The organism is Arenibacter certesii DSM 19833 (assembly GCF_000429545.1).
Taxonomy (GTDB): domain Bacteria; phylum Bacteroidota; class Bacteroidia; order Flavobacteriales; family Flavobacteriaceae; genus Arenibacter; species Arenibacter certesii.
Window position 1 is genome coordinate 239359 of the sequence record NZ_AUCB01000003.1, and the last position, 25026, is coordinate 264384.

A 25026-nucleotide genomic window follows, 5' to 3' on the forward strand; every position below is an offset into this window, starting at 1 on the left:
GGTAAAGGGTTCAGGAAATTTTAGGGGACCCCGTTTTGGAGATAGTGTGTGTCCCATTTCTCCGAAACATATTTCATTTGATGCAATTCAACTTAAAAAGCAAAAATATTATGGCTACTGATAAAACCGCTTTAAACCTGCCAAAGGAAAACCCGGAAGCAGAAGATTTTCTTCCAATTTTAGGAACAGATTATATTGAATTATACGTGGGTAATGCCAAACAGGCAGCTTATTATTATATGTCCGCTTGGGGCTTTCAACCATTGGCCTATTCTGGATTGGAAACAGGGCTTAAGGATAGGGCTTCTTACGTTTTAAAACAGGATAAAATTAGATTGGTGCTAACCTCTCCCCTAAAATCTGGAGGTGATATTAATAGACATATAGAGGCTCATGGAGATGGAGTAAAAGTAATTGCTTTGTGGGTAGACGATGCTAGAAAAAGCTACTCTGAAACGGTTAGTAGAGGGGCGGTAAGCTATATGGAACCTAAGGTGATAAAAGATGTGGAGGGGGAGGTAGTACTATCCGGTATACAAACTTATGGGGAGACCGTGCATACTTTTGTAGAACGCAAAAATTACAAAGGCGCATTTATGCCTGGTTATAGGCGTTGGGATCCATTTTATAAGGCGCCAGATGTAGGTCTAAAATATATAGATCACATTGTGGGAAATGTTGGGTGGAATGAAATGAACAAATGGTGTAAATTTTATGCTCATGTTATGGGATTTGCACAATTAGTATCTTTTGATGATAAGGATATTTCTACAGAATATACGGCACTTATGAGTAAAGTGATGAGCAACGGTAACGGACGCATTAAATTCCCAATTAACGAACCTGCATCGGGGAGAAAAAAATCGCAAATTGAAGAATTTATAAATTTTTATAATGGATCGGGGGTACAGCATATAGCATTAGCTACGGATAATATTATAGAGACCGTGGGGTCCTTAAAAGCAAGGGGAGTAGAGTTTTTAACCATTCCGCCCAGTTATTATGAGAATGTTTTAGACCGGGTAGGGAAAATTGATGAAGATTTGGCACCCTTAAGCGAGTTGGGAATATTAATAGATAGAGATGACGAGGGTTATCTTTTACAGATATTTACAAAGCCAATATTGGACAGGCCAACCATGTTCATAGAAATAATTCAGAGAAAGGGTGCCAAATCATTTGGAAAGGGAAATTTCAAGGCATTATTTGAGGCAATCGAAAGAGAGCAGGAGTCGCGTGGGACCCTTTGAAAAACATGTTTTTCTTAACTTTTTCCCAATTTTATATTTCAAATTATTAAATAATGTTAAGGCGAGCGTTAAAGTAAGTTAAATCCTATTTCAGAACATATTCTTGTATTAAATTTGTTCTCGCAAGGGGTGGTTCCCTTGCAACTTTAAGTATTGGTTTTTCATAATTTAAAGTTTGGTTGGTTATTTAGGAAAGCCCAGTTTTACGACTGGGCTTTTTTTATGGACAATACTTTGGAATAATTCTTGTTTAGGTAAGTAAAGAATAAAGCCGCAATTCAAAGGTTTTTATTAATTTTACAACATTGAAGAATATGAAAAAGATAACTGTTATCCTATTATTAATATTTGGGCTTTCCTTAAATTCCCAAAGTCATCCTTCTCAGGATTGGGCTACCGATCCAATCTCAGAGGCAAAGAAGGACAAAGTATCTGCATTTGATCCTGGGGAGTGGCTAAAATTCCGCATCCACTACGGTTTTTTAAATGCGAGCTATGCCACCCTACACGTTACATCAAAGGATTTTAATGGGATTCCCGTTTACCACGTTGTTGGTAATGGACAAACTACAGGCTTTGCAAGTATCTTTTTTAAGGTAGATGATACCTATGAAAGTTATTTTGATAAGCGAGATGGCAGGCCCTATAAATTTATTCGAAAAATAAATGAAGGCGGTTATACCAAGGATGTTGAGGTTAACTTTGATTATGACGCTAACATTGCGGTTTTAAAAGACAAAAAGAACGATAAAAATTATAAGTTTACTATCCAAGAGGGTATCCAAGACTTGGTTTCCGCTTTTTATTATATTCGGAATACGTACGACTTTGAGGATTTAATAGTTGGGGAGAGTATTAAGCTGGATGTCCTATATGATGATGATGGGGTATTTAACTTTAAGCTTAAGTATTTAGGCAAAGAAGTTTTGAAAACCAAATACGGTAAAGTTGAGAGTTTAAAGTTTAGACCCTATGTTCAATCGGGAAGAGTCTTTAAGGAGCAGGAGAGCTTAACGCTATGGGTTTCAAATGACGATAATAAGATTCCGGTACGTATTCAGGCAGATTTAAGGGTTGGAGCTATTAAAGCAGATCTAGACGGGTACAATGGACTGAAACATCAATTTAAAATAATAATGGATTAATATGAATAAAGATCATATAGATTCCCAGATTTCCAAATTAGAAGAAAAGTACAAGGATTCCGGGCAAGATCTTAGTTCTTATTTAGATGGTTTGCTGTATCAGCGGTACTTAACTTATTGGGACTATATTAATTTGGATACGCTGCTTAGTATTCAAGTGCCTAGGACGCATTTCCCTGACGAGGAAATATTTATAATGTACCACCAGATTACCGAGCTTTATTTCAAACTTATTCTGCACGAACAAAAACAATTAGTAGATGATAAATCCCAAGATGTGGATTTTTTCATTGAAAAGGCCAATCGTATAAATAGCTATTATCAGGTGTTGATTTCCTCTTTCAGCGTCATGATTAAGGGGATGCAACGGGAACAATTTATGCAATATAGAATGGCGTTATTGCCTGCTAGTGGATTCCAGTCTGCTCAGTACAGGATGATAGAACTCTACGCGACCTCCATGGAGAATTTGGTTCATTATTCCGAACGTGATAATTTTTCGTCCCATGATAGCATTGAGGAACTCTATGAGAATATCTATTGGAAAAAAGGTGCTACGGACAAAACCACAGGAGAAAAAACCCTTACTCTAAAGCAATTTGAATACCGTTATACCCCAAGATTGATTAGGATAGCCAAACAAGTGCAAAACAATACAATTTATAATAAATACCAAAAGCTCCCACAAGAAGCCAAGGATAATAAAACCTTAATTGATGCGTTAAAAGCATTGGATATAAATGCGAATGTAAATTGGCCTTTAATGCATATGGGGTCTGCTTATCGCTATCTTACCAAAGATGATACCCAAATTGAAGCTACTGGAGGGACTAATTGGAAGCAATATTTGCCTCCAAGTTTCCAGAAAGTGATATTTTTTCCAGAATTATATTCAAAACAAGAGTTAAATAATTGGGGAAAACAATGGGTAGACCATATCTTTAACCCAGAAAAAGTAAAAAGTAACGATGAGTAAGTATTGGTCCCTAGTTTTTAGTTTAGTATTGATTGTTTCCTGCAAAGAAAAGAAGGCGGAAACAGATGACCTAGTAGAATTGGTCACCATTGAGAAGCCAGTGGTGATAGAAGAGTTTGGATTTAATTTAAATGATTTTGAGGTTCTAAGGGATACGGTTAGAAAAGGGGATATTTTTGGCGAGATATTGCTAAGAAATAAAGTAGATTACCCTAAAATAGCCGCTATAACTGAAAATTATAAGGATACTTTTGATGTCCGTAAGTTTAATGTAGGGAAACCATACTTAATCTTAAAATCCAAGGACACGATCAATACGGCCCAAGTTTTTATTTACCAAAACGATCCTATTAATTACACTGTCGTTGATTTACGGGATAGTGTGGTGGCCTATAAGAAAAAGCAAAAGGTAAAATATGTAGAGCGTGAAGCTTCTGGGATAATAGAGACCTCTCTGTCCGAAGCTATTTTGGCGCAGGGTATAGATTATAACATAACTAATAATTTATCCGAAATTTATGCCTGGAACATAGACTTCTTTAGACTGCAAAAAGGGGATAAGTTTAAGGTTATCTACAAAGAGAAATATATTAACGATACCATTTATGCCGGTGCAGGGAAAATTGAATCTGCTTATTTTGAACATAACGGAGAACCGTTTTATGCATTTAACTTTGTTACAGATTCCGTACACGGTATAAGTGAGTATTATGATCAAGAGGCAAAGAACCTAAGACGGGCCTTTTTGCGTTCTCCGGTAGAATTTAGTAGGATTTCCTCTAGGTACAACCTAAATAGAAGAATCGCCTATTATGGTTATAAAGTGAGGCCACATAAAGGGACAGACTATGCCGCACCTATAGGTACTCCTATTAGGGCCACAGCAAGTGGTACAGTTGAAGAATCTACTAGAAAGGGAGGTAATGGCAAGTATGTGAAAATAAAGCATAACGGGACTTATAGTACCCAGTATCTTCATATGAAGGCTCAAAATGTAAAGAAAGGCCAATTTGTTAAGCAGGGAGATGTTATTGGATGGATCGGGATGACCGGGAATACCAGTGGTCCCCACGTTTGTTATCGCTTTTGGAAAAATGGACAACAGGTTGATCCATTACGAGAAAAATTACCTACAGCAGATCCTATTGCCGATAGTTTAAAAACACAATACTTAGATTACATAGCTCCTTTTAAGGACAAGTTAGACTGTATTGAATTCATGATGCTTCCAGATGAAGATCTACTAACATTAAATAATTAATATGGCTATAAGGCATAGTAATCCTAGTGAAACCAGCGCTTGGAAAAAATTATCATCTCACTTTAAGGAAAATTCAAATAAAACTATAAGGCAATTCTTTTCATCAAATCCGGATAGGGCCAAGGAATTCACCATAACTTGGAATGATTTTACACTGGACTATTCTAAAAATAGGATTTCTGAGGAAACTAGGGAGTTACTTTTGCAACTTGCCAAGGAAGTGGATCTGCAAAGTGCTATCAGTGATCAATATAATGGGAAACGCATTAATGAAACCGAAGGTAGGGCAGTATTGCATACAGCCTTACGGGCAAAAGAATCTGATGTTATAAAGGTAGATGGGAAAAATATAGTTCCTGAAGTGTATGCGGTTAGAAAGAGAATGCAGCAATTTTCCGATTCTATAATTTCAGGGACTGCAAAAGGGTATACTGGCAAAGCCTTTACCGATGTTGTAAATATAGGTATTGGTGGATCTGACCTAGGTCCTGAAATGGTCGTAAAAGCCCTTAAATACTATGGTAACCATCTTAAAATGCATTTTGTTAGCAATGTTGATGGAGATCATGTGCACGAAACCTTAAAGGAATTAGATCCGGAAACCACCCTGTTTATAGTGGTATCCAAGACTTTTACTACCCAAGAGACGTTAACCAACGCTACTACCGTAAAAAAATGGTTCTTAAAATCTGCAAAGCAAGAAGATGTGGCGAAGCATTTTGCCGCGGTATCTACCAATACGGAAAAAATAGCCGAGTTTGGAATAGCGTCAGAGAATGTATTTCCGATGTGGAACTGGGTGGGAGGGCGTTTCTCTCTATGGAGTGCGGTAGGTCTTTCTATATGTCTAGCGGTAGGATATGCGCATTTTAGTGGTCTTTTGGATGGTGCCAATGAAATGGATACACATTTTAAAACCGCTGATTTTGACCAGAATATGCCGGTTATCCTAGCGTTGCTCAGTGTGTGGTACAATAACTTTTATGGAGCCGAAACAGAAGCCGTTATACCTTACTCGCAATACCTGTCTCGTTTTTCAGCTTACCTGCAGCAAGGGGTTATGGAAAGTAATGGAAAAAGTGTGGACAGGAATGGAGATAAAGTAGATTATCAAACCGGTACTATTATTTGGGGTGAACCAGGAACAAATTCACAACACGCGTTTTTTCAATTAATACATCAAGGGACTAAACTGATTCCTGCCGATTTTATTGGTTTTAAGGACTCTTTATATGGAGATAAGGATCATCATAATAAATTGATGGCCAACTTCTTTGCCCAAACAAAGGCACTTATGAGAGGTAAGTCGGCCGAGGTTGTGCAAGAAGAGCTTAAAAATCAGAACAACGGGGAGACCGCTGTAAAGTCTATTGTACCTTTTAAGGTATTTGAAGGGAACAAGCCTACAAATACCCTGCTTATTGATAAACTGACCCCAAATTCACTTGGGGCTCTTATAGCCTTATATGAGCATAAAATATATGTACAAGGGGTAATTTGGAACATTTTTTGTTATGACCAGTGGGGTGTAGAATTAGGTAAGGAACTGGCAACCGCAGTTTTAAATGATATAAATGGTGAAAATGTTGCGGATCACGATGGATCTACGTTAAATCTTTTGGGTTTATATAAAAATTAATCGTTAAGTACTGCGTTTTTCGCTAATCGTCAGTAACTTATTGTTTACTACATTTCCTACTTGAGTTTTTTTGTTAAATTTGCGCCAACTAATTTAACATTGTATTAATGTACCGTTGCAAAAAAAATAACAATTTTGCGCCGCTAATTAAAAACTCTTTAACTTAAGAAGGATGAAAAAAATTTACCTGGTTTTTGCTCTGCTTTTAAGCTCGGCGATTGGATTTTCACAAGGAACAATTACTGGTTCTGTGCTAGACGGTGACTTAGGTGGACCGTTGCCTGGGGCAAACGTTATGGTTCAAGGGACTACAACTGGTGTTGCAGCAGATTTTGACGGGAAATTTAGTATCGAAGTTCCTCAAAATACAGGAACGCTAGTAATTTCGTACATCGGATTTGTAAGTAAAAAGATCAACTTTACTAAAACAGGTAATATTGGTTCCATCACTTTAATGCCCGATGCAGAGGAGTTAGAGGGCGTTGTTATTATTGGTTCGGGTATTATAGATTTGGCTAAGGACAGACAAACCCCGATCGCAGTCTCTACTATTAAAGCTGCTGATATAGCACTTAAAGGTGGGAATTTAGAATTTCCGGAATTGTTAAAATCGACCCCATCAGTATATACTTCAAGGAGTGGTGGTGGATTTGGAGACTCAAGAATCCAAGTTCGTGGTTTTGACCAATCCAATACAGCATTCTTATTAAACGGTCAGCCGATTAATGGAATGGAAGATGGTAAAATGTACTGGTCTAACTGGCAAGGAGTAACAGATGTTGCGAATGCCGTTCAGGTACAAAGAGGATTAGGTTCTTCTAAGTTGGCTATTTCCTCTGTTGGGGGTACTATAAACATTGTTACTAAAACAGTAGACTCTAAAGAAGGAGGATTTGTACAAACCATGGTAGGTAATGATAACTACTTAAAAACATCTGCTTACTATTCTACTGGCTTAAGTAAAAAAGGATGGGCTTTTTCTACACTTTTAGGTCATTGGCAAGGGGACGGTTATAACGATTATATGTCTGGAAATGGTCAGACTTACTTTTTTTCTGTAGGATATGTGCCTAATGAGAATCATACCTTTAACTTTTTAGTTACTGGTGCTCCACAAATTCACGATCAGAGAAATAGGTATACCATCGCTACCCTTTTGGAAAAGGGAAAAAGGTATAATGATCAGTGGGGCTATTTAAATGGTGAGTTCATGAATACTTCAGGAAATTATTACCATAAACCAATAGCCAACTTAAGCTGGGATTGGAAAATGAGCGATAGATCAGAATTGTCTACTGTACTTTATGCATCTTACGGTAGAGGAGGATCCATTGGTCTTAGAAGCTACGGTTCACAAGGAGAAGATAATTTTGACTTAACAGGTCAATACAGATATAATAGATCCCGCCCATTAAACACAAATGGTTTAATTGTTGGGGAGAGAAGAGCTGACAACCGACAGGCAGATATTTTAAGATCTAGTGTTAACGAGCATAGATGGTTTGGGATCGTTACCAACTTTAATCATCAAATAAACGATGTATTAAGTTTTAACGTTGGTTTCGACGGAAGATCTTATCACGGAGAGCATTTTAGAAGAGTAGTAGATTTCTTAGGTCTCGATGGATGGGATGATGATACCAATAACGAACAGTTAGGATCAGACTACGTGATTACGCAATCTTATAGCGCCAATCCTTGGAAAGCAACTTTCCACAATACGCCAAGAGATCAAAGGCTTGGGTATGATAACCCAGAAGACATCCGCTACCTAGGTGGTTTTACTCAATTGGAATACGCGGGAGAAAAGCTATCTGCTTTTATACAGGGTGCTGTATCAACCCAGTCTAACCAGAGATTTGATTACTTTAATTATGCTAAAGGAAACGAAGCATCAGAAAAAGTAACGAACACAGGTTTTAATGTTAAAACTGGTGCCAATTATAACTTTAACGCACAACATAATCTTTTTGTAAACGCTGGTCACTATTCGCGTCAGCCTTACCAAGATAATATGTTCCTTAATTTCAGAAATGATGTAAACCCATTATTGACCAATGAGAAAATCACTGGTTTTGAAGCGGGATACGGTTTTAGAAGCAGCGTTTTTGCAGCTAATGTAAATGCTTACCACACTACATGGGATGACAGGGTAGTAAGTGGTAGCTTAAGTTCTGGAGAAGGATTTTATCAGTTTGAAGGAGTAAAACAGGTGCATAGTGGAGTTGAAGTTGATTTCACTTTAAGACCAACTGATAACTTACAGTTTAGAGGTTATACTTCTATTGGTAATTGGGAATATGATGGAGATGCTAGTCAGACTGTTTATGATGACAATCAAAATGTAGTGGCAGCAGGAGATCCGTTATACCTAAATGGTGTTAAAGTGGGCGACGCAGCGCAGTTTACTTACGGTTTTGGTGGGAAATATGAATTTGTAAAAGGTATTAGTATCGATGCAGATTTTAACCAATACGATAATCTTTATGCTGGATTCTTGCCTACGGATAATGAATTTAAAACTCCGGATAATAGAGGTTCAGTAAAATTGCCTTCTTACGGATTGTTGGATGCTGGATTAACCTTCGATTGGAAAGTTAACCAAACGTACGATCTGGTATTTAGAGTGAACATGAATAACGTTCTTGATGAGGAGTATATTTCTGAATCGTTGAACAACAAACATGCAGAAGCTGGTGATGTAACTTATAAAGGCGTTAATGTTGCCAACCAAGCCTATTTTGGTTTTGGTAGAACTTGGAACGCTAGTATCCGTTTAAAGTTTTAATTTAACTTTAAAAGAATTTTTAAACCCTGCCATTGGCAGGGTTTTTTTATACATAAAATTCAGTACATTTATAGCTTAAACTTATATCTATGTACGAAGCATTATTAAACTCACATTCTTATTTAGCCTACGTGGCTTTGGCTGTACTTTTTTTAGCGGTAGCTAATGCAATTATTGGATGGACAGGGAAAAAGGACTTTACCTTGACCAAGGATTTTAGGATTAGCTTGTTTGCTATGATCTTGGCGCATTTACAACTATTAGTAGGTCTAATACTTTTCTTTGTTTCTCCTAAAGGATTAAATGCCATTCAAACATTAGGAATGGGAGGTTTAAGTTCCGCAGCTCGTTTAGTCGCTGTAGAACATCCTTTTATAAATATTATTGCGCTTGTTTTTATTACCATTGGTTGGTCTAAGCATAAAAAAATATTAGAAGCCAAAGGAAAATTTAAAACAATTACCATTTTCTATGGTTTAGGTTTGATTCTTATTTTAAGTAGAATACCATGGGCACAATGGCTTAATTAGTACGAAAGTATTTATTGCCATACAATTTTAATTTAGCTACCAATATCTTAACCATGAAAAATTTATTTTCAATTCTATTTTCGTTTATGGCCGTGTCTATGATGGCCCAAGAAATATCATTATTTAATGGAAAAGACCTTAGCGGTTGGACCATTCACGGCACTGAAAAGTGGTTTGTGGAAGATGGTTTATTAGTATGTGAGAGCGGTCCTGATAAAGGATACGGGTATCTAGTTACAGACAAGCATTATAAGGATTTTGACCTTACACTAGAGTTTAAGCAAGAAGCAGATGGTAATAGCGGGGTGTTTATTAGATCTACCGTTGACGGAACCACTGTAAGCGGATGGCAGGTAGAAGTAGCTCCTCCAGGACACAACACTGGAGGTGTGTACGAATCCTATGGTAGGGGCTGGTTAATTAAGCCAGATCCAGCCAAGGATAATGTGCTGAAAGAAGGGGAATGGAACACAATGAAAATTAGACTTTCTGGAGGTACCCTAGTGTCTTGGTTAAACGGTACTGAAATGGTAAGGATTACGGACAACAAAATTGCGGAAGGCGAAGGTGCTATAGCGCTGCAGATACACGATGGTGGCGGAATTAGAGTAAAGTGGAGAAACATTAAGCTTTCCATACCACAATAATAAACTAGGGTGAGGGCCTTATAAGGAATATGAATACAGGAAAATGATCACTATAGCCACCAACATAGTTACCATTGGCGTAAGTTCTTAACGGATAGCCCTTATATCTCCCTTTTTTATCTATTAAATAAGAAGGATTATAAATACCCGCCTTCCAAAATTTATACCCAGGATGGGGGTCTAAATATAGGTTGGCGGTAAAGTAAATTTGATCAAATAAATTCCATCTATCCCTATAGGCCAATGAGCCTATTCCTTTTTTATGGAGATTTTCCATTGGGTTATATAATTCCGTTGGTTCTAGGATTTCTTCCTTGGTCTTTATCTTTAATATTTTCTTTAAGCTGTAGTCCGTTGGGTCGTCATTTAAATCACCCATACTTATAACTTTCGCTTCAGGTGATTGTTGGATAATGGAATCTATAATTCTTTTGTTCAATTTGGCTGCGGCTATTCGGTTAGGTCTACTTCTCGCCTCCCCACCACTCCTAGATGGCCAATGGTTTACTATAAAATACATTGATTCTCCATCTAATAGTCCGCCTACTACCAATTGATCTCTAGTGTAATCCCTAAATTCATCCTGTTTGGTCAGGAGCAACCTATGACTGCGAAAAGAAGTGGGCAAAAATGCCGTCTTACGAAATAATAGAGCCACATCTATACCTCGTTCATCGGGAGAATCAAAATGAATTATATCGTATTCTAACTCGCGTAGTGTTGGATGCGATATTAAATCTATCAATACCGTTCTATTCTCAATTTCACTTAAGCCTATAATATCTGGAGCGCTATTGGTTACATCCCTACCAATTTGGGACAAAACCTTGGTTATTTGGTTCAGTTTATCCTGATAACGCTCCTTAGTCCATTGGTTCTTTCCTAAGGGAGTGTAGTCGTCATCAAAGATGAGGGAGTCTTTATGGATGTCAAATAGATTTTCAACATTATAAAATGAGATGGTTCTAATTTGGTAGCTTTTTGGCTCTTGGGAATACGTTCCTAAGATTATGGAAAAGAATAGCAGTAAAATAAATCTTTTAACCATATTTTAGCGATTATTAGTGTAATTTAACTAAAAACACAATATATCACAATATAAACTAGGATATATCTATAAAATAGTAATATATTAATTGAAATTTCAACAAGGCCTAAGACTTTTGCATGGTTAAACCCCTAGTTTTATCTCTCTTTATATTTGCTAGTCTTCAAGCTCGGGCACAACAAAAAATGGAGGTATATGGGATCGTTTTAGATTATAATAATCAGGAAGCTGTGGCAGGTGTACAATTGGAATTACCAAGATTTCAGGTCGCCGAACCTGATCCTATAAGCGGTAAATTTGTTTTCACGGTAACTCCCAACGTAGAATATATTTTAACCATTCAGGCTCAAGACTATATATCCAAACGTATTCCTTTTATAGTAACAGATCAAGCGATAGACCTAGGGACTATTTTTTTGGATAGAGATATCACTTATGAGAAGTCCGATAACCTTATTACCCTTACAGATTCTGACCTTTTGGAGGATGAAATGAGTTCTATAACCTCCGGAATGTTGCAAGCAAGTAGGGATGTTTTTCTTAATCGAGCTGCATTCGATTTCGGTCAGGCGTTTTTTAGGGTAAGAGGGTACGGATCTGAGAATGGACAGGTATTGCTCAATGGTATTCCAATGAATAAAATGATAAGCGGTAGGCCGCAGTGGAATAACTGGGGTGGCTTAAATGATGTAACCCGTAATCAGGAATTTACACAGGGCCTTCAGCTGTCCGACCATACTTTTGGTGGTATCTTGGGGAGTACCAATATAAATACAAGGCCATCTGGTTTTAGAAAGGGAACCCGTATTTCTAGCTCGGCCTCCAACCGGACCTATGCGGGACGATTAATGGCCACCTATTCTTCCGGTAGAGGGCATAATGGACTAAGTTACAGTTTTTCCGCATCTAGACGATGGGCCACGGAAGGGTATATTGAGGGTACGCTTTATGATGCGTATTCCTTATTTGGAGCTTTAGAATATGCCGTAGACCAAAATAATAGCTTTTTGTTTACCGCCATGATGACACCCAACCGAAGAGGGAGGTCTTCCGCAATTACGGAGGAGGTTTTTAATTTAAAGGGAGCAAAATATAATCCTTATTGGGGAAATCAAAAAGAAGCGATACGGAATGCTAGAGAAAGAAAGGTGGCAGAACCCATACTTATGCTCAATCATTTCTATAACTCTAATAAATGGGATGTTAATACCGGAATTTCTTATCAATTTGGCACAGATGCCAGGAGTAGATTGGGGTATTACAATGCTCCAAATCCAGATCCCACCTATTATCGCTATTTACCAAGTTTTTATATAAACAGCCCCATAGGGGCTAATTTTGTTAGTGCTAATATGGCGAAAGTTGGGTTCTTAAAAAATCCACAGTTAGACTGGAATAGGCTATATCAGGTAAATACGATTCCTACTATGGAAGGAAAATCTTCCTATCTACTCTATGATGATACCTTAAAGGAATCCCATTTAAATATTAATAGTGTTGCTAATTACCGAATAACCCCTTCGATGAAAATTGATTTTGGAGGTACCTATCGCGATACTGAATCTGATAATTTTGCGCATATCAAGGATCTTTTGGGAGGTGCCTTTCATGAAGATATAGATCGGTTTTCTAATACGTTAAACGATGTGGAAGGTAGTTTAATGAAAACTGAAGGAGATAAATTCAACTATTCGTATAAGATAAACTCTCAGGTTTTACGTCTTTTCTCCCAATTCAGTATAACTAGAAGTAAATGGGAAGGATTTTTAGCAGGTAATTATTCTACTACCTCTTATCAAAGGGAGGGTTTATTTAGGAACGAACGATATAATGAGAATTCTATAGGAAAAGGGGAGAAGGTAGAATTCTCCAATTTTGGTGCCAAGGGAGGGGTTACTTATAAATTTAACGGTCGGCATTGGATATCCCTGTCTGGAGCTTATATTATGAAGGCACCTGTTTATCAGAATGTTTTTATAAACCCGAGGGAGAACAATGAAATTGTTCCAAACCTGCAGCGCGAAAAAGTTAACACTGTTGATTTTAATTACTATCTGCGAATGCTAAATTTGACAGGAAGGGTTACCGGATTTTATTCCCGTTTTCAAAATACTACAGATGTTAATTTTTTCTATGTAGATGCAGGGGTGGGGAGCGATTTTGTCCAGGAGGTGGTTAGTGACTTAGATAAATTGCATATGGGTACGGAATTGGGGCTGGAATACCAAGTTTCGTCTTCGGTCAAATTAACGGCTGTTGCTGCGGTGGGCAAATATCTTTATGCCAGCGACCCCATGGTTACTATAAATTTTGATACATCGGGGGCTGAAGATGATATTATAGACCCATTAGGAAAAAGCAATTTAGGAGTTTCTAACATAAAGGGACTTAAGCTATCACAGGGACCGCAATTGGCCTATGCTCTGGGCGTGGAATATAGAGACCCAAAATACTGGTGGATAGGCGCTACAACAAATTATTTAGGAAATAATTTTGCTGGAATTTCAACCATCACAAGAACGGCAAGTTTTTATATAGATCCCGATACAGGGAGTCAATTTCCTAATGCGACGGAAGAAAATGTACAGAAATTATTATCGCAAAAAGAATTGGACGATATCTATTTGTTAAATATGGTAGGAGGAAAATCTTGGTTGAAGGGTGGTAAGTATATCAGCGTTTTTGTAAGTGTGAACAATATATTTGATTTGGCTTATCGGACCGGTGGGTACGAGCAAAGCAGAAATGGGAATTTTGGTCAGTTGCTCCAAGATAACCTAAGTGGAAGTCCGTCGTTTGCTCCAAAGTACTGGTATGGGTATGGGCGAACCTATTTTATCAATTTAGCCGTTAGTTTTTTGTGCTGATTGGCCAAAAGTAAACCTTGTAGAAAACATAAATCGATCCAAAGCGAATGTCCAACCAACCAGTTAGCAGTATGAATTCGTATAAATATAAGCCGCTGAGTATAGGTTTTGGGAGCGCTGTATTTGGAATGCTTATATTATTCGGATGTGTGAAAGATGTCGATTTTAAGATGCCAGAAACTATTTGTTCTTCAAATTTAATTGCGAACGCCAGCTATTCGGAAGTAAAGGATCTTTATATAGATGGTACCGTACAGATACAGCAAGATTTGATTATTGAAGGATATGTAATTTCATCAGATAAGAGAGGTAATTTTTTTGGAGTACTTTATTTTCAGGATAATCCAATAGATCCAACACATGGTTTTCAAATAGAAATAGATGTTCGTGATACGCATCTGTTTTTTCCAGTGGGCAGCAAAATCCTAATTGCCCTAAAGGGACTGTATTTGGGAAAAAGTAAAGGAGTTTTTAAATTAGGAGGTCAGTTTGCCTCTTTTGGCAATATTTCTGTGGGAAGACTGCCCGCTTCTGTGGTAGATCAACATCTATTTGTTAGTTGTGACGATTTGGTATCTCTTGTTCCCCAGAAAATTGAAATAGGTGACTTAAAGGAGAGTTATACAAATACCTTAGTGAATTTTGAGGGTCTCGAAATAAGAGAGGATCAAGTAGGTTTGCCTTTTGCAAATGCCAAGGAAGCTACCCAAAGAAGTTTGATAGATTGCTTGGATCAAGAATTGGTATTGGTAAATAGTGGGTATGCCGATTTCCAAGCAGAAAAATTATCAAAATTAAATGGGAGTATCAGCGGTGTATTGCTGCGAGAGAATAACTCTTATCTATTAGCAATACGAGAATTGGGGGATATTGACTTCACCGAGGTGCGATGTGCTGATGTGGTAAACGAATTTACATCGAACAAATTATTTATTTCTGAACTTGCCGACCCTAACAACAACCCGGAGGCGCGTTTTGTAGAACTTTATAATGCCGATAGCCAACCGTTAATTTTAACTGGTTGGAGTTTGCTCCGATATACCAATGCTAATGTGGAAGTAAGCTCTACTATTGATCTTTCGGAATTTACAATAGGAGGAGAAAGCACCTTTGTTATATCTCCTAATGCTGCCTCTTTTGAAGCTGTTTATGGAGTTTCTACAGATTTTGGGGTAGGTAAAAACAGTCCGGCTGATTCCAATGGAGATGATAATTTTCAATTAGTAGATCCCTTTGGGACAGTAATAGATAGTTTTGGAGTGGTAGGTGAAGATGGTTCGGGTACCAATCATGAGTTTGAGGATGGGAAAGCAGTTCGAAATTATAATATTGTGCAAGCAAATCCTGAGTTTGACTTTACCGAGTGGACAATTTATAACGATAGTGGGGAAAGCGAAACAATAAATCTGCCCCAGAATGCCCCTGAGGATTTTAGTCCTGGAGTGCGTTAAGAACTTAGCTGGATTTGTAATCGGCCAATAATTGTATTAGATCATTGGATTCTACTGGTTTTACTATATAATTATTGACGAATTTATAGCTTCTTGCTCTAATTATATCTTCTGGATTAACCGATGAACTGATAATAAAAATAGTGACATTGTCCGTATTGGCATTGGGGATTTTCATAAAATCCTCTAGGAATTCCCAACCATCCATTACGGGCATGTTTAGATCAAGAAAAATAACCGAAGGTATTATCTCTCCGGCGGCAACCATGGCTTTGACCCCATTAATGGCATCTTGTCCATTGTTATAAACAACAACCGTTTTAGAGAAATTTACTTTTTTCATAGTCCTCTTTATGCCGTATACGGAAATTGGGTCGTCATCTATAATGCAGCTATTTTCAATCTTGCTCATAACGTTCATTCATTATTTCTATTTATGGGGTTTGTGGAGCCCTTAATGTAATTTTAAATGTGGTTCCTACATCTACCCTGCTTTCTGCAGTTATTGTCCCGCCCATGGCCTCTATTTGGTTTTTGGAGATAAAAAGGCCAATGCCTTTTGAATCTTTATGCTTGTGGAAAGTCTTATACATACCAAAGAGCTTTTTTCCGTGTCTTTCTAAATCCATGCCCAATCCATTATCCGTAAATTCTATGGTTATATCGTCGTTATTATGAAAGGTAGTTATATTAATCTTAGGTTGGCGGTCAGGACTGCTATATTTTATACTGTTGGTAAATAAATTTAATAAGACACTGTCTATGTATGCAGGAATAGCCATTACTTCAATATTGTTTCCAACGTTAATCTCACAAATTATATTCTTTTCCTTTAAAAGAACATTTACGTTGTTTCTTACACTTGTTATGGTTTTTAGTAAATTTATTTTATGAAGATTTTTCTTGGCGCCTAGGGTAATAAGTACCACCTCATTTAAATGACTTACGGTTTCATTTAGTCCTTCCGTAGCAGCTAGTAACATATTTTCAATAGTCTTCCTTTCCTCTGCATCTCCCTCTTCAGTAATGTATTGGGTGAGCATGGTTAAGTTGGAGGAATGGGAGCGCAGGTTGTGTGAAACTATATAGGCAAAATTCGTTAAGCTATTATTTTGAATTTGTGTGATTTTAAGTAGTTTGGCCGATTTTTTATCTGCTTCAATTCTTTCTGTAATATCCACAATTTGTGAAATGAAATGAGAGATTTCCCCTGAAAGTGATCTAACTGCGGTAACAGTTAAAATAACATAGACTATTTTGCCGTTTTTATGGATATATCTTTTTTCCAACTGATAACTATCTTTTTTACCAGCAATTAGTTCCTCCATATGCGCTAAGTCTTTCTCTAAATCCTCGGGCAGTGTTATATCTTGAAAACTTAGTTTGAGCAACTCTTCTTGGGTGTAGCCAAGGCTGTTGGAAAGACTTTGATTTATTTCTTGCCATGTACCATCAGTCGCTACTAAAGCCATTCCAACAGCCGATGATTCGAAAGAACCTCTAAAAGATTCTCGATTTTTATCTAGTTTTAGTTGGATGTTTATTAATTCCGTAATATCCCAATTGGTGCCTACTAATTTTAAATTGTTTCCAGCCTCATCTTTATATAGAGCTGCAATAGCTTTAATATGCTTTACGTTTCCATTGGGGTGAATCACTCTAAATTGTGTCCTATATGGTTGTGATTTTTCTAGGGTCAACTTAATTTCATGTTGACATCTGCTAAGATCATCAGGGTGAATACATTTTTCCCAATTGTCATAGTTATTGGAAAAATCACTTTTTTTAATTCCATAAAGGGAAAACATTTGATCATTCCAATCCAAAGTGTTTTGTTGACAATTTAGCTCCCAGATTCCAACATTTGCAACTGTGGTAGCCAATCGCAATTTTTCTGCGTTTTTTTCATTCTTTAATGCTAGTTTTTTGGCTTCGTCTATATCCTGAAACAGACCAAAAAGTCGTACACATTTGCCATTGATAAATTCTGGTGTTCCTTGGGCTCTAACCCAAATCTCCTTCCCTTTAGCGGTAACGATCTTCAACTCTGTGTCCCAAGGCTTTCCAGTGTTAATTGCCAAGTTTATTAGAGCTGTTATTTTATCACGATTTTCCCCTTCCTTATAAAAATTAATACTGGTTTCCAAAGTAGAAATATAATTTTCCGGAACCTCATGAATTTCCTTCGTAATTCTGGACCAATAGATGGATTCGGATATTAGATCCAATTCCCATCCTCCCAATCTTGTTATGGTTTCAGCCGCTTTTAAAAGCTCACTTGTTTGCTTAAGTTTAGTGATATTATTAACCGTAATTATCAGTCCATTAGCTTTACCATCCTCATTTGTATTCCGGTTTATCCGCCATCTATACCATTGGCCCTTTCCTTTCGCATCAATATGTTGCTGTTCTATAATGGATAGTCCGGGATTGTTAAGACAGTCTTTTAAGGTTTTAAGGAATGATTTTGGGGAATTTGGAACCACTTCAAAAAAGGGTTTCCCAGTGATGTCTTCCTGTTTAATTCTCAGTTCATCCAACCACAAATGTGAAAAGCCGGTGATAATCAAATTCGTATCTACGGCCGCAATTGCAATTGGGGTGTCTTTAATAGAGATGCTGTGGGAAGGTGTTTTCAAGGGCTTTGTTTTGGTAGTGATTGCTCTTATGGTTAGCACTAAAAGATAATAATTTTATTGTTATTTGTTGCCAATCTCAATTGAATATTGTTGGGTAAAATAGATGTATTCTTTAAATGGAGAATAATTCTAAGAGCAGCTGCCTTGTGGAGATTATTTATTTGAAGAATATGAATAATAAATCTCACGTTATTAAGACATTCAAAATACTGGAGAAAGGTAATAAATAGTTGCAAATGGCACCTTGTTATCCAATAACTAATGGTTTTAACTTGGCGTTAATCGCAGGTGTGTTCTAGTGCAGGAATAGGTGATCTTTAATAAGGATGATCTTAATTTTTTAAAAAGTGCGTAAAACGTATTGAACTCAGCGATGAGTCCAATCCGCGATATTTGATACTTTTAATTTGATTACCATCAATTCAATATATATTATGACCGAATTTTTTATACATTTAAGTAATTATAAATCGCTATGAACGAATTCTTTTTTACCGAAATAAGGAACGGCAATCTTGAAGAAGTAAAAGCCATGCTCAAAAAAAATCCTGTGCTTTTAGATAGTAAGGATCAAAGGGGATCTACTCCTCTTATCATGGCTACTTACTACGATGAAACCGAGATAATAGATTTGCTATTGGATAGTGGAGCAAAAATTAATGGCAAAGATGCCGTGGGAAATACAGCATTAATGGGTGTGTGTTTTAAGGGGTATTCTGATATTGTTCAAAAACTTTTAGATAAAGGGGCTGGTATCAACGAACAAAACACCATGGGGGCCACCTGCTTAATCTACGCTGCTACTTTTAATAGATTGGATATTGCAAAATTGTTATTGAATCGTGGAGCTGATACCGCAATTGTGGATGTAAACGGGAAAACCGCCTTAGATCATGCTAAAATGCAAGGGCTAACAAGTATGATAACGCTACTAGGAGGGGAATAGAACAGTACTACTTTCCTAGCAACTTACTCTTTAAGTTTAAACTACGCTTTTATTAATAACCAATTATAAATGACTGATGAATTAAATATTGCCTTGGTTCAGTGTAACCTAATTTGGGAAAACCCACAAGCCAACAGGGAGAATTTAGAAAAGAAAATCAACTCTATTTATTCGGAGGTAGATATGATTGTTCTTCCAGAGATGTTTACTACAGGCTTTACTATGACCCCTGGTAAAATTGCCAAGGAAGAGGGGGAAAGAACTGTAGAATGGATGCAAACTATGGCTAGAAAGAAAAATGCTGCCTTGGTAGGTAGTATTGTCTTTGAGGAAGGAGGGCATTATTATAACCGACTCTGGTTTGTTGAGCCTAATAATGAAATCTCTAGTTATGATAAACGTCATACATTTACCCTTGCCGGAGAAGATAAAGTCTATACCGCTGGGGAAAAAAAATTGTTGGTCAGTTTTAGGGGATTTGCCATCTGTCCCTTAATTTGTTATGACCTCCGTTTTCCTGTTTGGGCTAGGAACACTGAAAATTACGATGTGCTAATCTATGTGGCCAATTGGCCTGAAAAAAGAATTGTTGCCTGGGATACACTTTTAAAAGCAAGGGCAATAGAGAATATGGCTTATTTGGTAGGGGTTAACAGAACGGGGACCGATAATTTGGGCAATAATTATGTAGGTCATTCCGTAGTATATGATGTGTTAGGTCATTCCCTTGCGTTTTCAGAAGAAAATACGGTGTTGTACGCCACCTTAAACAAGGCGCATATAAAAGCCGAAAGGGAAAAATTAAGGTTTTTGGAAGATAGGGATCAGTTTATTTTAAAAGGGTAAAAGTTTGCTCTAACTCCCAGTTAGCACGGACTTCTAATACCGAAGGGTAGTAACTAACTTTCTCAGGCTGTATGCCTTTAAGGTAATTTCCCGTATCCCATTTTTTATTTCCGTTGCTATCGTGTATTACTCTGATAAGATATTTGGAAGGAGGGATATGTTTAAAATTAAATTTTCTTGGCTCTTCTGCAAATTGCTCCATTTTTGTAATTCCCTTTTCATCGGTCAATTGAACAATTAAAGGGTAGGTTGCGTCACCAGCTAAAGTAAGGCTTAAGTTGCCAAAATCGGCATAACTTTTAGTGGATAGTTTATAGGATAACGTGTCGTTCTGCTTACCAAAAAAATCGGTTATCATCCCTGGAAGTAGGTCTATAGTGTAGTTTTCGTTAGGCGCTACTTCAAAATCAAAATCAATTTTATTACCTAAGGTGTCAAAGACAACCGTATGTTTTACAGCGGTAGAATCATTTCGCCACAATGCTATTTTAGTGCTGTCTAAGGTAGATAAAGGAGTGTTTGCGCCGATATAAAAGGGTTTGCCAAACTCTAGTGATCCACTTTGATTGGGTTGTAACACCAAGGTGTCTGCAGCAAGTTTTCTTGTTTTCACCGTAAAGGTGTCCCTAATTTTAACCTTATCGTTGCTGACCATAAATAAAAGTGAATCGGCCGTAAATGGAGTAATCCAAAAATTTAGGGTGTCCTTATCGCGCTCTTTTATAATTTTTGTCCTAACGCTATCCGGTAATTTTGTCAAGGTTTCTATATTTATATTTTCTCCAGTTCCTTGGTAACCAAAAATAATTTTATTTCTGGCGGCGAAATTGGGTACAGATACGCTATAGTCAGGAACCTCCTTGAACATGGTTAGAAGATAAATAGAATCTGTTGGGAGGGAGATAGTGTCCTTTAGGAAGGCGATTTTATCCGTTTTTTGATTAAATACGTTGTTTTTGGCTTCGTCTTTCATGGCGAACATCGCATACTTTCCTTCTTTTAGATTTTTCAGATGGAATATAGTGGTGCTGTCCAAGGTATTGGTAATATAGTTTGGTGGTTGCTTGTATATGGTAGAATCAGTATAGGTACTATCCAATTCGTAAAGCATAACACTGATAAAACTGTCGGCTTTCTTATTATAGCCATCTACAACAACTCCAGATACAGTTAGGGAATCTATATAATCTCCCGTGGAAAACACATAGGTTAAATAGCTGTTGGGGTTTCCCTCATTATTATCAACAATACTTTGACCAAAATTGAAAGTATAAGTAGTGTTTTCCTTTAAAGTATCCTTGATAATAATTTCTACATATTTCCTAGGGGAACCTAACGGAGTTATTAAAGGGGTATATTTTAAGGGAGGAGAGACTATTAATTGTTTGTCAAGTTCGTTTAGCTTGATATATTCATCAAAATAGAGCCTTATTTTATCTCCTTTAAAATTAATGGTCATATTTGCTGGCTCTGCTTTTATCAGCTTTGGGGGGGTAACGTCTTTGTCTCCCCCACTTGGTGCGCCCCTTCGTGCACATTGGAGAAATGCGGATATCGCTAAAACCAGAAATAAAAAGCCTAATATGCGTTGAGCCATATGATAAATAAAAGTGCCACAAAGAAACAACTAATTTGTAGAAATGTAAAATTAAGGCACAACGGCCATCGATGCAATATATATTTTAATGCCCGGAGCTTTGGAGAGGACTGTGGCACAAGCTTCCATAGTGGCCCCAGTGGTTATAACATCGTCCAATAATAATACATTTTTGCCCTTTAAAGTTTCTATATTAGTCAGAATATATAATGCCTGTTTGTTTTGCCACCGGAGTAACCTAGTTTTTTTAGTCTGGGTCCTAGTATTTGCTGTTTTTATGAGGATATCCTCCGCGTATTGCGCGCTTAGATGTTTTGCTACGGTCTTGGCGAATAAAGTTACTTGGTTATATCCCCTCCTTCTGCGTTTTTTAGGATGTATGGGAACGGGAATTACATAATCTATATTCTTTAAATAATTATTGTCCTTTATAGTATGGCCATACCACTGACCCAGGAAATATCCAATTTGCTCCTGGTTCTTGTATTTAAGATAATGAATCAAGTTTTTTACTATCCCTTTATCCGTGTAAAATAGGAATGCACTAGCTTTTTTAATAATAATTCTACCGTAAAATATACGGTCAACAGGATTTTCTGCGTTAAAGGTGTACTCGGTAAGCGGCAGTTGATTCCGACAAACAGTGCAGATGTGCTCTTCTCCTCTGATTAATAGCTCGTTACATCCAAAACATAACTTGGGTAGCAAGACAGAGGTGATATCATGTATTATATTTGAAAGCTTGAAAAACATATACCCAAATTACTATTAACCTACTTAATACGCATTACTTTAGATGAACAATCTTGAAAAAAAAATAAACTATAAAATAATCGTTGCTGTTTTAGTAGCCGTCATTATAGGGGTGCTTATAGCTTTTTATTACAGTTATGCGCAAACTAAAAGTGACATCAGCTTTCTACGACAGGAAAGAGAATTGTTGGTTAGGGATATCACCTTGGTTAAAGCAGATGTTGACCGGCTCTCGGCTCTTAATGAGGTTAACGAAATAGAGTTGGAGGACTCTAAGTATCGAGTGCAACAGCTATTGGATTCCGTTGGTAAATTAAATTTTTCTATTGAAAAGCTAAAGGAGTATGGCACTGAACTACAGGGGTTAAAGGCTAAAAATGATAGTCTAAGACTTAAGAATAATTTTCTCAGGTACAATGCTATGGTAATGGAAACTAAGTATGAGGAGGCTAATAAGTTGGTAGAGAATTTAAGAGGGAAGAGCAGTTCCTTAGCAGAAAAGGAAGCACTATTAAAGAAAAGGAATCAAGAACTTAGTCAAGAGTTAAAGACAAAAAACCACCTTAAACTAATGAATTCAGAAGGTAGTGGTTTTCGACTACGTGGGGGAAGATATATTAACACAAACAAAGCCAATACCATCTCTAGGTTAAGGGGGTGTGTTACCGTTATTGGTAATCCCAATACAAAAAAAGAGGAACGAATAATTTTTTATCAATTTTTAGGGCCTAATATGGAGGTTATTGGAGACAATGCAAATACTATTTTAGTAAAGGGGAATGTATATAGTAAAAGGGTGGAGATGGTTTTTATGGGGGAGCAGTTTAACGTTTGTGATGCTATTTCCATTCCAGAAGGATCATTGGAAACTGGAACTTATACCCTAAATGTTTTTGAAGACGAGAAATTACTGGCATCCTCCGAATTTCATTTGAAATAAATTACCCAAATATGAGGTAATATCCTATTTTTGTCGCATGGCAAAACAAGAAGACGATTTTAGAAAAGTTATTTCACATGCTAAGGAATACGGATATGTATTTCAATCCAGTGAAATCTACGATGGGCTTAGTGCGGTCTACGACTATGCCCAGAACGGAGCAGAGTTAAAAAAGAATATTAAGGAGTATTGGTGGAGAGCCATGGTCCAATTGAATGATAATATTGTGGGACTTGATTCTGCAATCTTTATGCATCCTACAGTTTGGAAAGCTTCCGGACACGTAGATGCTTTTAACGACCCCTTAATAGACAATAAAGATTCCAAAAAGAGATACCGTGCAGATGTTCTGGTTGAAGAACATGCGGCCAAAATAGAAGCAAAAATTGAAAAAGAAGTGGCCAAGGCGCAAAAGCGTTTTGGGGATGCCTTTGATAAAGATCAGTTTTTGGCAACCAACCCTAGGGTAGTAGGTTATCAAGAACAGATTGGCACTATTTTAAAAAGGCTTGGGTCTTCTTTGGAAAAAGAAGATTTGGCAGATGTAAAAGCACTAATTGAAGAATTAGAAATAGCCTGCCCGTTAACAGGATCCAGAAACTGGACAGATGTAAAGCAATTTAACCTAATGTTCGCAACCAAATTGGGTGCGTCAGCAGAAAACGCCACAGACCTTTACCTTAGACCAGAGACTGCGCAGGGAATTTTTGTCAACTTTTTAAATGTTCAAAAAACCAGCAGGATGAAAATTCCTTTTGGGATTGCACAAATAGGAAAGGCATTTAGAAATGAAATTGTAGCAAGACAATTTATTTTCCGTCAGCGCGAATTTGAGCAGATGGAATTGCAGTTTTTCATCAGACCAGGAACACAATTGGACTGGTATGAGACTTGGAAAGAGAAGCGAATGAAATGGCATTTATCCTTAGGGATGGGTCAGGAAAATTACAGATTCCATGACCATGAGCAACTGTCTCATTATGCAGACGCCGCCACTGATATACAGTTTAAGTTTCCTTTTGGGTTTAAAGAGCTGGAAGGAATACACTCTCGTACCGATTTCGACTTGTCCAGTCACGAAAAGTTTTCTGGGAAAAAGCTTCAATATTTTGATCCAGAGCTTAATGAAAGCTATGTGCCCTATGTGCTGGAAACTTCTATTGGTGTGGACAGGATGTTTTTGGCTATTTTCTCTAATTCCCTAATAGAAGAAGAATTGGAAAATGGTACAACTAGAACCGTTCTTAGATTACCGGCAGTTTTAGCCCCTAACAAAGCAGCGGTTTTCCCATTGGTGAGAAAAGACGGGCTTCCAGAATTGGCAAAGGAGATATTAGAAGATCTTAAATGGGACTTTAACGTAATCTATGATGACAAAGATGCGGTAGGCCGTCGTTATAGAAGACAAGATGCCAATGGTACTCCATTCTGTATAACCGTAGACCATCAGTCTTTAGAGGATCAGACGGTAACAATACGTCATAGGGATACAATGGAGCAGCATCGCGTCGCTATTGCCGATGTAAAAAGAATTATCCATGAAGAAGTGGATATGAAAAGCTGGTTAAAGAGAATAGAGTAAGTGATAGTTTACATCCTATCTATCAATAATTAGGGATATTCGGGAGTAGGCCGATTTTCACTAAAAACTGGACAGAACGAATCCTGGAACATCGATGTTTCCGGGATTTTTTTTATGGTTT

19 protein-coding genes are annotated in these 25026 nt (G+C 37.3%); 14 read left to right on the plus strand and 5 right to left on the minus strand.

Going from position 1 to position 25026, the window contains the following annotated elements; genetic code table 11:
* Window positions 1–110: 110 nt before the first annotated feature.
* The 8 genes from hppD to G466_RS0101010 all read left to right on the plus strand — a co-directional run bounded on the left by hppD (window position 111) and on the right by G466_RS0101010 (window position 10236).
* Window positions 111–1250 (plus strand): 4-hydroxyphenylpyruvate dioxygenase, encoded by a 1140-nt coding sequence (hppD, locus tag G466_RS0100975; RefSeq protein WP_026811950.1) that lies wholly within the window; start codon window positions 111–113, stop codon window positions 1248–1250.
* 314 nt (window positions 1251–1564) lie between these two features.
* Window positions 1565–2395: a DUF3108 domain-containing protein gene (locus tag G466_RS0100980; RefSeq protein WP_026811951.1), complete on the plus strand. Its 831-nt coding sequence runs from the start codon at window positions 1565–1567 to the stop codon at window positions 2393–2395.
* 1 nt (window position 2396) lies between these two features.
* Complete coding sequence (locus tag G466_RS0100985) at window positions 2397–3371, plus strand: tryptophan 2,3-dioxygenase family protein (protein ID WP_034234318.1); 975 nt, start codon at window positions 2397–2399, stop codon at window positions 3369–3371.
* Window positions 3364–4632, plus strand: coding sequence for a peptidoglycan DD-metalloendopeptidase family protein (locus G466_RS0100990; RefSeq protein ID WP_026811953.1), 1269 nt, complete (start codon window positions 3364–3366; stop codon window positions 4630–4632). Before G466_RS0100985 ends, G466_RS0100990 begins: the two co-directional genes overlap by 8 nt.
* Window position 4633: 1 nt before the next feature.
* A complete protein-coding gene (gene pgi / locus G466_RS0100995; RefSeq protein ID WP_026811954.1) occupies window positions 4634–6271 on the plus strand; it encodes a glucose-6-phosphate isomerase in 1638 nt (545 codons plus the stop codon).
* A gap of 172 nt (window positions 6272–6443) precedes the next feature.
* Entirely contained in the window at window positions 6444–9059 is a 2616-nt protein-coding gene (locus G466_RS0101000; protein ID WP_026811955.1) for a TonB-dependent receptor, read from the plus strand.
* 89 nt (window positions 9060–9148) lie between these two features.
* Window positions 9149–9589, plus strand: coding sequence for a hypothetical protein (locus tag G466_RS0101005; RefSeq protein WP_026811956.1), 441 nt, complete (start codon window positions 9149–9151; stop codon window positions 9587–9589).
* A gap of 53 nt (window positions 9590–9642) precedes the next feature.
* Window positions 9643–10236 (plus strand): 3-keto-disaccharide hydrolase, encoded by a 594-nt coding sequence (locus tag G466_RS0101010; RefSeq protein ID WP_026811957.1) that lies wholly within the window; start codon window positions 9643–9645, stop codon window positions 10234–10236.
* 4 nt (window positions 10237–10240) lie between these two features.
* Here G466_RS0101010 and G466_RS0101015 read toward each other — a convergent pair whose 3' ends face one another.
* The gene (locus G466_RS0101015; RefSeq protein WP_026811958.1) at window positions 10241–11284 is read right to left on the minus strand and encodes an endonuclease/exonuclease/phosphatase family protein; all 1044 of its coding nucleotides are present in this window, start codon (window positions 11282–11284) and stop codon (window positions 10241–10243) included.
* Window positions 11285–11403: 119 nt separating this feature from the next.
* Here G466_RS0101015 and G466_RS0101020 point away from each other — a divergent pair, with 119 nt between their 5' ends.
* Together G466_RS0101020 and G466_RS0101025 are read left to right on the plus strand one after the other, a co-directional pair.
* A complete protein-coding gene (locus G466_RS0101020; RefSeq protein WP_026811959.1) occupies window positions 11404–14151 on the plus strand; it encodes a TonB-dependent receptor in 2748 nt (915 codons plus the stop codon).
* A gap of 71 nt (window positions 14152–14222) precedes the next feature.
* Complete coding sequence (locus G466_RS0101025; RefSeq protein WP_034234343.1) at window positions 14223–15602, plus strand: DUF5689 domain-containing protein; 1380 nt, start codon at window positions 14223–14225, stop codon at window positions 15600–15602.
* Between the two features lie 4 nt (window positions 15603–15606).
* On the opposite strand, the gene G466_RS0101030 is transcribed toward G466_RS0101025, so the two are convergent.
* Complete coding sequence (locus tag G466_RS0101030) at window positions 15607–16014, minus strand: response regulator (protein WP_026811961.1); 408 nt, start codon at window positions 16012–16014, stop codon at window positions 15607–15609.
* A 22-nt stretch (window positions 16015–16036) separates the two neighbouring features.
* Window positions 16037–18241 (minus strand): PAS domain-containing sensor histidine kinase, encoded by a 2205-nt coding sequence (locus G466_RS23005; RefSeq protein WP_169720727.1) that lies wholly within the window; start codon window positions 18239–18241, stop codon window positions 16037–16039.
* Between the two features lie 475 nt (window positions 18242–18716).
* Here G466_RS23005 and G466_RS0101040 point away from each other — a divergent pair, with 475 nt between their 5' ends.
* Together G466_RS0101040 and G466_RS0101045 are read left to right on the plus strand one after the other, a co-directional pair.
* Window positions 18717–19187: an ankyrin repeat domain-containing protein gene (locus tag G466_RS0101040; RefSeq protein ID WP_026811963.1), complete on the plus strand. Its 471-nt coding sequence runs from the start codon at window positions 18717–18719 to the stop codon at window positions 19185–19187.
* Window positions 19188–19256: 69 nt separating this feature from the next.
* Window positions 19257–20033, plus strand: coding sequence for an amidohydrolase (locus G466_RS0101045; RefSeq protein WP_026811964.1), 777 nt, complete (start codon window positions 19257–19259; stop codon window positions 20031–20033).
* Here the strand turns inward: G466_RS0101045 and G466_RS0101050 are convergent.
* Window positions 20017–21630, minus strand: coding sequence for an Ig-like domain-containing protein (locus tag G466_RS0101050; protein WP_026811965.1), 1614 nt, complete (start codon window positions 21628–21630; stop codon window positions 20017–20019). The genes G466_RS0101045 and G466_RS0101050 overlap by 17 nt on opposite strands.
* 51 nt (window positions 21631–21681) lie before the next feature.
* Window positions 21682–22383 carry a ComF family protein gene (locus G466_RS0101055; protein WP_051315479.1) on the minus strand — a complete coding sequence of 234 codons (702 nt, stop codon included), beginning with the start codon at window positions 22381–22383 and terminating at the stop codon, window positions 21682–21684.
* Window positions 22384–22426: 43 nt separating this feature from the next.
* On the opposite strand from G466_RS0101055, the gene G466_RS0101060 reads away from it, so the two are divergent.
* The gene (locus tag G466_RS0101060) at window positions 22427–23323 is read left to right on the plus strand and encodes a hypothetical protein (RefSeq protein WP_026811967.1); all 897 of its coding nucleotides are present in this window, start codon (window positions 22427–22429) and stop codon (window positions 23321–23323) included.
* Window positions 23324–23360: 37 nt separating this feature from the next.
* Entirely contained in the window at window positions 23361–24905 is a 1545-nt protein-coding gene (locus G466_RS0101065) for a glycine--tRNA ligase (protein ID WP_026811968.1), read from the plus strand.
* The last annotated feature ends 121 nt before the right edge of the window (window positions 24906–25026 follow it).

Excerpts from the sequence above, each read along its gene's own strand:
- hppD (WP_026811950.1), top strand. The coding sequence starts at position 111 with ATGGCTACTGATAAAACCGCTTTAAACCTGCCAAAGGAAAACCCGGAA.
- G466_RS0100980 (WP_026811951.1), top strand. The coding sequence starts at position 1,565 with ATGAAAAAGATAACTGTTATCCTATTATTAATATTTGGGCTTTCCTTA.
- G466_RS0100985 (WP_034234318.1), top strand. The coding sequence starts at position 2,397 with ATGAATAAAGATCATATAGATTCCCAGATTTCCAAATTAGAAGAAAAG.
- G466_RS0100990 (WP_026811953.1), top strand. The coding sequence starts at position 3,364 with ATGAGTAAGTATTGGTCCCTAGTTTTTAGTTTAGTATTGATTGTTTCC.
- pgi (WP_026811954.1), top strand. The coding sequence starts at position 4,634 with ATGGCTATAAGGCATAGTAATCCTAGTGAAACCAGCGCTTGGAAAAAA.
- G466_RS0101000 (WP_026811955.1), top strand. The coding sequence starts at position 6,444 with ATGAAAAAAATTTACCTGGTTTTTGCTCTGCTTTTAAGCTCGGCGATT.
- G466_RS0101005 (WP_026811956.1), top strand. The coding sequence starts at position 9,149 with ATGTACGAAGCATTATTAAACTCACATTCTTATTTAGCCTACGTGGCT.
- G466_RS0101010 (WP_026811957.1), top strand. The coding sequence starts at position 9,643 with ATGAAAAATTTATTTTCAATTCTATTTTCGTTTATGGCCGTGTCTATG.
- G466_RS0101015 (WP_026811958.1), bottom strand. The coding sequence starts at position 11,284 with ATGGTTAAAAGATTTATTTTACTGCTATTCTTTTCCATAATCTTAGGA.
- G466_RS0101020 (WP_026811959.1), top strand. The coding sequence starts at position 11,404 with ATGGTTAAACCCCTAGTTTTATCTCTCTTTATATTTGCTAGTCTTCAA.
- G466_RS0101025 (WP_034234343.1), top strand. The coding sequence starts at position 14,223 with ATGAATTCGTATAAATATAAGCCGCTGAGTATAGGTTTTGGGAGCGCT.
- G466_RS0101030 (WP_026811961.1), bottom strand. The coding sequence starts at position 16,014 with ATGAGCAAGATTGAAAATAGCTGCATTATAGATGACGACCCAATTTCC.
- G466_RS0101040 (WP_026811963.1), top strand. The coding sequence starts at position 18,717 with ATGAACGAATTCTTTTTTACCGAAATAAGGAACGGCAATCTTGAAGAA.
- G466_RS0101045 (WP_026811964.1), top strand. The coding sequence starts at position 19,257 with ATGACTGATGAATTAAATATTGCCTTGGTTCAGTGTAACCTAATTTGG.
- G466_RS0101050 (WP_026811965.1), bottom strand. The coding sequence starts at position 21,630 with ATGGCTCAACGCATATTAGGCTTTTTATTTCTGGTTTTAGCGATATCC.
- G466_RS0101055 (WP_051315479.1), bottom strand. The coding sequence starts at position 22,383 with ATGTTTTTCAAGCTTTCAAATATAATACATGATATCACCTCTGTCTTG.
- G466_RS0101060 (WP_026811967.1), top strand. The coding sequence starts at position 22,427 with ATGAACAATCTTGAAAAAAAAATAAACTATAAAATAATCGTTGCTGTT.
- G466_RS0101065 (WP_026811968.1), top strand. The coding sequence starts at position 23,361 with ATGGCAAAACAAGAAGACGATTTTAGAAAAGTTATTTCACATGCTAAG.